Source organism: Nocardioides sp. (genome assembly GCF_035547795.1).
Taxonomy (GTDB): domain Bacteria; phylum Actinomycetota; class Actinomycetes; order Propionibacteriales; family Nocardioidaceae; genus Nocardioides.
This window is the reverse complement of sequence record NZ_DASZUF010000032.1, coordinates 1-7,111: the sequence shown is the minus strand read 5'-3', so window position 1 is coordinate 7,111 and position 7,111 is coordinate 1. Positions and strand designations below refer to the sequence as shown.

Genomic DNA, 7,111 nt, shown 5'->3' with positions numbered 1-7,111 from the left:
CCATCCGACCACGGCCGCCGCGCCCTCCGGCCCGGCGCGCCGGACCGCGGAGCTGGTCGCCGCGGTGCGGCGCGAGGCCGGGCTGGGTCCGGTTCCCGACGCCACCAGCACCGCCTTGGCGGGCGCCCGCGGTGCCGTGGTGGAGGGCATCCACGTGCACGGCCTGCGCATCCGGGGCATGGTCGCCCATCAGGAGGTCGTGCTGGGCGGCCCGGGCGAGACGTTGACCATTCGGCATGACTCGCTGGATCGGGCGTCGTTCGCTCCCGGCGTCCTCACCGGCGTGCGTGCCATCGGCGATCACCCCGGTCTGACCGTCGGCCTGGAGCACTTCCTCGATCTGGCCTGACGGCGACCGCCGGGCGGGTCGAGGATCAGCGGTAGGTGTCGGGGAGCTGCTGCCCGATCCGCACCTGCGCGCGCGGGGCGCGGATGAAGCGCAGCTGGAGGGCGCGCGAGCACATGTACCAGGTCAGGCCCCTGGTCGGCTGACCCGGGAACCGCCGGGTGAGCTCGCGGCCCAGCTTGAACCGGAGGAAGACCAGGTTCAGCGCGATGACCACGATCATCACCAGCAGGATCTCGTTGGCCACCTGCACCACGGTGGTGGAGCCGACGAAGCTCGGGACGAAGCAGATGACCACCAGCGGCAGTGCCAGCTCGGCGAAGCTGATCCGGCTGTCGACGAAGTCGCGGACGAAGCGTCGTACCGGGCCCTTGTCGCGGGCCGGCAGGTAGCGGTCGTCGCCGGTGCGCAGCGCCTCGCGCATCCGGGCGGCGTTCTGGGCGCGCTGCTCGCGCGAGGATCCACGTCGGTTGCTGCGTGGTCCCTTCGCGCGCGCCTTGTTCTCCGCCTCCGCCTCCTTGCGGCTCCGGGTGGGGCGCCCCTTGCCGCCCGGCTTGGGGGCGATCTCGGCGGTGGTGGCGGGAGCTGACTTGCGACGGAGCAACGGAGGGCCTTCTGGATCGGTCAGGATGGTGGGCCCAGCCTAGGAGATTCCGCCGGCAGGGCGGGAGTCGGCCGCGCGCCGCCCCTACTGGCGGAACCTCTCGCCGGGTTACTCGCCGCGGGTTGCGCTCGCGCCGTAGGGTGAGGTCACAGCACATTCGCGCAAGAGAGGCACCCGTCGTCCCATGAGTCTGATGAAGCGCATGAGCCTGGTCTTCAAGGCGAAGGCGAACAAGGTCCTCGACAAGGCCGAGGACCCCCGCGAGGTCCTCGACTACAGCTACCAGAAGCAGCTCGAGCTCCTCACCAACGTGCGCAAGGGCGTCGCCGACGTCGCCACCAGCCGCAAGCGGGTCGAGCTGCAGATCAACCAGCTCCAGCAGCAGTCCGACAAGCTGCAGAGCCAGGCGCAGCAGGCCATCAACGCCAACCGTGAGGATCTGGCGCGCGAGGCGCTGACCCGCAAGTCCGGACTCACCCAGCAGATCGCCGACCTGCAGACCCAGCACGCCAACCTCCAGGCCGAGGAGGAGAAGCTCGTCCTGGCCCAGCAGCGGTTGCAGGCCAAGGTGGAGGCTTTCCGCACCAAGAAGGAGACCATCAAGGCCACCTACACCGCCGCCGAGGCGCAGACCAAGATCAACGACGCGGTCGCGGGCATCGGCGAGGAGATGGGTGACATCGGCCTGGCGATCCAGCGTGCGGAGGACAAGACCCAGCAGATGCAGGCCCGGGCCGGCGCCGTCGACGAGCTGCTCGCCTCCGGCGCGCTCGACGACCTGACCGCCCAGCCCGGCGACGACATCGCCCGCCAGCTCAACGAGCTCAGCTCGCAGAGCGATGTGGAGGCCGAGCTGGCCCGGATGAAGGGGCTCAGCGCTCCGGCCGCGCCGCAGGCGATCGGTCAGGGCGAGGCCGGCGCCCCGGCCACCGACGTACCGGCGACCGAGAGTGAGCCGGAGGCGCAGCAGTGATCGTCCGCATCCTCGGCGAGGGCCAGTACGACGTCGCCGACGCCGCACTGGACCGGCTCAACCAGCTCGACGCCGAGGTCGAGGCGGCGATCGCCTCCGGCGACGAGGCCGCCTTCACCGCGGCGCTGGGCCGGCTGCTGGCCGGCGTGCGCACCGTCGGGGTGCCGCGCGCGGGGGAGGAGTACGCCGAGTCCGACCTCATCCTGCCGCCCGCCGACGCGGGTCTGGAGGAGGTCCGCGAGATGCTCGCCGACGACGGGCTGATCCCCGGCTGAGGCCGGGGAACCTCCGACGCGCCGTACCCGTTGACGAGACATGGCACGCACACGATTCGCCGGTGATCTCGGGCTGACCACCCGGATGACAGCGGTCATCTTCCTGCTCGGTGGGCTGTTCGTCGCGCTCGTGGTCGGGCTGATGTACGCCTTCCCGGCCTACGCCTGGCTGATCGGCCTGGCCGGCATCGGCATCGCCTGGTGGCAGTGGTACTCCTCCGACACCATCGCGATGAAGGCGATGCGCGCCCGGGAGGTCAACCAGCAGCAGGCTCCCGAGCTCTACGGCATGATCCAGCGGCTGTGCACCCTTGCGGACATGCCGATGCCGCGGGTGGGCGTGGCCGACACCGACCTGCCGAACGCGTTCGCGACCGGCCGATCGCCCCGCCGGGCCGTCGTGGTGGTCACCACCGGCATCCTGCGCCGCCTTGACGCCGAAGAGCTCGAGGGCGTGCTGGCGCACGAGCTCTCTCACGTGGCGCACCGCGACGTCCTGGTGATGACGGTGGCGTCGACCGCCGGCATCATCGCCGGGATGCTCGGCCGCGGCGCCCAGTACGGCGCCATGTTCGGCGGCTTCGGCGGTGGCCGCCGCGACGACCGCAACAACGGCGGGCTGCCGATCTGGCTGATCGTGCTGGTGGGCTCCCTGATCGTCTACGCCATCAGCTTCCTGCTGCTGCGGCTGCTCTCGCGCTACCGCGAGCTGGCCGCCGACCGCGCCGGCGCGCAGTTGACCATGAAGCCGCGGGCACTGGCCAGTGCGCTGCAGAAGATCACCGGCGAGATCAACCGGATCCCGCAGAAGGATCTGCGCTCCGCCCAGCCGATGAACGCCTTCTTCTTCGCCCCGGCGATCAGCGGCGTCTCGCTCAAGACGCTCACCTCGACCCACCCCTCGCTGGAGCAGCGGCTGGCGCAGTTGGCCCGGATCGAGGCCGAGCTCGGCAGGCCCGGCAGCTGATGGGCTTCTGGGACACCCTCACCGGGCGCAGCAAGCCCAAGCAGGCCAACCTCGACGCGCTCTTCCAGGTGCCGAGTGCGGCGCTGACGCTGCAGAGCGCGCTCGGTTTCGTGCCGACCGGCGACGGCGCGGTCTGCTACCGCGCCGCCGCGGGGGCCGGCTTCGCCGACGCGCAGCGCGATCTGGTGGCGCTGCTGGGGGAGGGCAGCGACGCGCCCAAGGTGACCACCCAGTCGGACTCCTACGGGTTCACCTGGCTGCTGGTCGACAACGAGCCGCTGGATCCACAGAACCCCGACCTGACCGGGCTGTGCACCGACCTGCACGCGGTCAACACCACCCTGGAGCAGGACGGCTACGGTCCCGGCCTGCTGTGCTCGCTGATCCCGTTCGCCGACTCGGCGGGCCGCAAGGTGGGGCTGGTCTACCTCTACAAGCAAGGCACGTTCTACCCGTTCGCGCCCACCGGTCCGAACAGCCGTGACAACCTCCTCGAGATCCAGGTGCGCGACACGCTCAAGGGCGATCTCAGCCTCGAGCCGGAGCTGTCCCGCTGGATGGCACTGTGGGGCGCGCCCGGCCTGTAGGTCACTGTTCCCTGAGCCCCAGCCAAGACCGGTTCGGCACTTCTTAGCCGCGTCACAGCCTCGTCTTGGGATTGCTTCCCGGTTCTTTCAGGCAGAGCCGCCAGCCTCATCTCATCAAGCACAGGCGAGAGGCAGGGCGGCGTGTCGAAGCGCAGATGGAGGCGACCGGGCTGGAAGGGCTGGGTCGCGATCGTGGTGGCGGTCCTGGTGGTCGTCGGCGGCGTGGGCGGTTGGCTGCTCACCCGCGGCGGCGGCACCGCTGCCACGCAGGCACTGACGGTCCGGGTGACCTCGGGCACGGTCAAGCAGACCGTGTCGGCGTCGGGCACGATCGAGCCGGCCAAGACCGCCGATCTGGACTTCGCGGTCTCGGGCACCGTTACCAAGGTGTACGTCGCGGCCGGTGACAAGGTGGTCAAGGGCCAGGCTCTCGCCAAGGTGGACGACGCCGCGCTGGTCGCGTCCCGCACCGCCGCCCAGGCCTCCTACGACGCGGCGGTCAGCCAGCACACCACCGATGTCGACGCGGGTGCCTCCGACGTCCAGCTCGCCGCCGACGAGACCGCCGTGGTCTCGGCGCAGGCCAGCCTGGACAGCGCCAAGCAGGACGTGGCCAATGCGGTGCTGCGCTCGACCATCAACGGCACCGTGTCTGCCATCGACCTCGCCGTCGGCGACGTGGTCAGCGGTGGCTCGAGTGGCTCGGGCTCGGGCGGAAACGGGCTGTCCAACGCGGCCAGCTCCGACTCCAGCTCGAGCTCCAGCGCGGTCACGGTGACGTCGAGCAACAAGTTCATCGTCGACGCGACCGTCGCCGCCGACGAGGCCTCGCAGGTCAAGAAGGGGATGCAGGCCCAGGTCACCGTCACCGGCAGCAGCGCCACCATCTACGGCACCGTGCAGAGCGTCGGCCTGGTCGCGCAGACCAGTGACGGCGGCGCGGCGGTCTTTCCGGTCACCATCGCGGTGACCGGCAAGCAGAAGGATCTCTACGCCGGCACCAGCGCCACCGCCTCGATCATCGTCAAGCAGGTGCCCAACGTGGTCTCGGTGATGTCGCGGGCGGTGCAGTCCTCCGGCGGCTCGACCTACGTGATGAAGATGGTCGGCGGCAAGGCGGTCAAGACACCCGTCAAGGTCGGCACCGTCTACGGCACCAGCACCCAGATCCTCTCCGGTCTCAAGGCCGGCGACACCGTCCAGGTGCCGGGGATCACCCTCCCCAGCGGGGGCGGCAACCGCAACGGGAACGGCGGGGGCACCGGCCGCACGTTCCAGTTCGGCCCCGGCGGTGGCGGCAGCGGCGGTGGCTTCGTCGGCGGCCCCGGTGCTGGCGGAGGCGCCGGACTCGCGGGCCTCGCGGTACAGAAGCAGGCGTTGCTGGGTGGTGGCCAATGAGCGACAGCTTCGTCGCCGGACCGGTGGTCGAGCTTGATGGGGTTCGTAAGACGTATCGCAGTGGCAGTTTGGAGTTTGAGGCGCTGCGGGGGATTGATATGACCATTGGGGCGGGGGAGTACGTCGCGGTGGTGGGGCCGTCGGGGTCGGGTAAGTCGACGTTGATGAATATCTTGGGTTGTCTCGACAATCCCAGCGAGGGCCACTACCGGCTTGGCGGGGAGGATGTCTCGGCGATGTCCGAGGCGCAGTTGGCGCAGGTGCGTAACCGTCGGATCGGGTTCGTGTTCCAGCAGTTCAATCTGCTGGCGATGATGCCGGCGTGGCGCAATGTCGAGTTGCCGTTGGTTTATGCCGGCATCGGCCGTGCGGAGCGTCGCCGGCGGGCGATGATGGCGTTGGAGCGGGTCGGTTTGGCTGATCGGGTGGAGAACCGGCCGGGTGAGCTCTCGGGTGGTCAGCAGCAGCGGGTGGCGGTGGCGCGGGCGTTGGTGACCGAGCCGGACATCATTTTGGCTGATGAGCCGACCGGGAACCTGGACTCGGGTTCGACCGAGGCGGTGCTCGGCCTGCTCGATGAGTTGCATGGGTCGGGTCGCACGATCGTGTTGATCACCCATGAGCATGATGTCGCGGCCCGGGCCCAGCGCAACCTGGTGATCCGCGATGGCCAGATCACCGCCGACCAGGCGGTGGCCGCGGTATGAGCATCCCATTCGAATGCTCGCGCGAATGCTCGCGCGAATGCTCGCGCGAATGCTCGCTCGGATGTTGGCTCGGATGTTCGCTTCGCTGTGTTCTGAACGGGGGCCTTGCATGAACTGGTTGGAGACGTTCCGGGCCGGCGGCGAGGCCATTCGTGCCCACCGGCTGCGCAGCATCCTGACCATGCTCGGCATTGTCATCGGCATCTCCTCGGTGATCCTCACCGTGGGGCTGGGTCAGGGTGCCCAGGACAAGGTGAAGGACCAGATCAGCGCGTTGGGCTCGAACCTGCTGATCGTCTCGCCGGGCAGCACCACCAACTCCAGCGGCGTGCGTGGCGGCTTCGGGTCGGCCTCCACGCTGACCCTCCAGGACTCGGACGCGATCGCTGACAAGACGGTCGCCCCGGATGTGAAGGCGGTCGCGCCGCAGACCTCCAGCAACGCCGAGCTGGTCAACGGGACCACGAACTGGACTACCTCGATGGTGGGCACCACCACCAGCTGGCCGCAGGTCCGCAAGCGGAGCCTGTCCTCGGGCCGGTTCTTCACCGATCAGGAGGTCACCGACGCCGCGCACGTGGTCGTGCTCGGTGCCGATACCGCCAGCGAGCTGTTCTCCGGGCCGGTCAGTCCGGTGGGGCAGACGGTGACGGTGGACGGCACCCAGCTGACCGTGATCGGGGTGCTGGCGTCCTCGGGCGCGTCCTCCTCGGGGAGCAGCGAGGACGACCAGGCGGTGATCCCGCTGAGCACCGCCAAGCGACTGACCGGATCGACCACGGCGTCGGTCTCCACGATCTATGTCGAGGCCCTCAGCGACCACGCGCTCTCGGCGGCGTATCAGGAGATCGACGGGCTGTTGACGAACCTGCATGGGGTCACCGCGAGCACTGCCGACTTCTCCATCGCCTCGCAGCAGTCGCTGGTGGAGACGGCGAACTCGACCAACAAGACCCTGACGGTGCTGCTCGGTGGCATCGCGGCGATCTCGCTGCTGGTCGGCGGCATCGGGGTGATGAACATCATGCTGGTCTCGGTGACCGAGCGGATCCGTGAGATCGGGCTGCGCAAGGCGTTGGGGGCGGCGCCCCGGGTGATCCGTCGCCAGTTCCTGGTCGAGGCCTCCCTGCTCGGCCTGGCCGGGGGCATCGTCGGCGTCGTCCTCGCCGTCGTCGGTGCCCAGGTCCTGCCGAACCTGATCTCCCAGCCGGTCTCGCTCTCGCTGCTGGCCACCCTCGGTGCGATCGCCACCTC

The 7,111-nt window shown here is 69.6% G+C and carries 9 protein-coding genes; 8 read left to right on the top strand and 1 reads right to left on the bottom strand.

Features of this window, described 5'->3' with window-relative positions; all coding sequences use genetic code 11:
* Nucleotides 1–349 (top strand): dihydrodipicolinate reductase C-terminal domain-containing protein (locus VHA72_RS02590; RefSeq protein ID WP_325572887.1); only part of this gene is annotated, 349 nt, incomplete at its 5' end.
* Nucleotides 350–374: 25 nt separating this feature from the next.
* Here the strand turns inward: VHA72_RS02590 and VHA72_RS02585 are convergent.
* Nucleotides 375–950, bottom strand: a complete 576-nt coding sequence (locus VHA72_RS02585) for a DUF3043 domain-containing protein (protein ID WP_325572886.1) — start codon at nucleotides 948–950, stop codon at nucleotides 375–377.
* A gap of 184 nt (nucleotides 951–1,134) precedes the next feature.
* Between VHA72_RS02585 and VHA72_RS02580 the strand changes: the two genes are divergently transcribed.
* From VHA72_RS02580 to VHA72_RS02550, 7 genes are all read left to right on the top strand, one after another.
* Nucleotides 1,135–1,923 (top strand): PspA/IM30 family protein, encoded by a 789-nt coding sequence (locus VHA72_RS02580; RefSeq protein WP_325572885.1) that lies wholly within the window; start codon nucleotides 1,135–1,137, stop codon nucleotides 1,921–1,923.
* Nucleotides 1,920–2,198 (top strand): PspA-associated protein PspAA, encoded by a 279-nt coding sequence (gene pspAA / locus VHA72_RS02575; RefSeq protein ID WP_325572884.1) that lies wholly within the window; start codon nucleotides 1,920–1,922, stop codon nucleotides 2,196–2,198. The genes VHA72_RS02580 and pspAA overlap by 4 nt, the downstream gene beginning before the upstream one ends.
* A gap of 40 nt (nucleotides 2,199–2,238) precedes the next feature.
* The gene (gene htpX / locus VHA72_RS02570; protein WP_325572883.1) at nucleotides 2,239–3,165 is read left to right on the top strand and encodes a zinc metalloprotease HtpX; all 927 of its coding nucleotides are present in this window, start codon (nucleotides 2,239–2,241) and stop codon (nucleotides 3,163–3,165) included.
* Nucleotides 3,165–3,752 (top strand): PspA-associated protein PspAB, encoded by a 588-nt coding sequence (pspAB, locus tag VHA72_RS02565; RefSeq protein WP_325572882.1) that lies wholly within the window; start codon nucleotides 3,165–3,167, stop codon nucleotides 3,750–3,752. The genes htpX and pspAB overlap by 1 nt, the downstream gene beginning before the upstream one ends.
* A 141-nt stretch (nucleotides 3,753–3,893) precedes the next feature.
* On the top strand, nucleotides 3,894–5,150 hold the full coding sequence (locus VHA72_RS02560) for an efflux RND transporter periplasmic adaptor subunit (protein ID WP_325572881.1): 1,257 nt from the start codon (nucleotides 3,894–3,896) through the stop codon (nucleotides 5,148–5,150).
* On the top strand, nucleotides 5,147–5,857 hold the full coding sequence (locus tag VHA72_RS02555; RefSeq protein ID WP_325572880.1) for an ABC transporter ATP-binding protein: 711 nt from the start codon (nucleotides 5,147–5,149) through the stop codon (nucleotides 5,855–5,857). The genes VHA72_RS02560 and VHA72_RS02555 overlap by 4 nt, the downstream gene beginning before the upstream one ends.
* A gap of 109 nt (nucleotides 5,858–5,966) precedes the next feature.
* Nucleotides 5,967–7,111: ABC transporter permease (locus VHA72_RS02550; RefSeq protein ID WP_325572879.1), on the top strand; the 1,145-nt coding region annotated here is incomplete at its 3' end.

Coding starts and splice junctions, on each gene's coding strand:
- VHA72_RS02580 (WP_325572885.1), top strand. CDS start 1,135: ATGAGTCTGATGAAGCGCATGAGCCTGGTCTTCAAGGCGAAGGCGAAC.
- VHA72_RS02555 (WP_325572880.1), top strand. CDS start 5,147: ATGAGCGACAGCTTCGTCGCCGGACCGGTGGTCGAGCTTGATGGGGTT.
- pspAB (WP_325572882.1), top strand. CDS start 3,165: ATGGGCTTCTGGGACACCCTCACCGGGCGCAGCAAGCCCAAGCAGGCC.
- htpX (WP_325572883.1), top strand. CDS start 2,239: ATGGCACGCACACGATTCGCCGGTGATCTCGGGCTGACCACCCGGATG.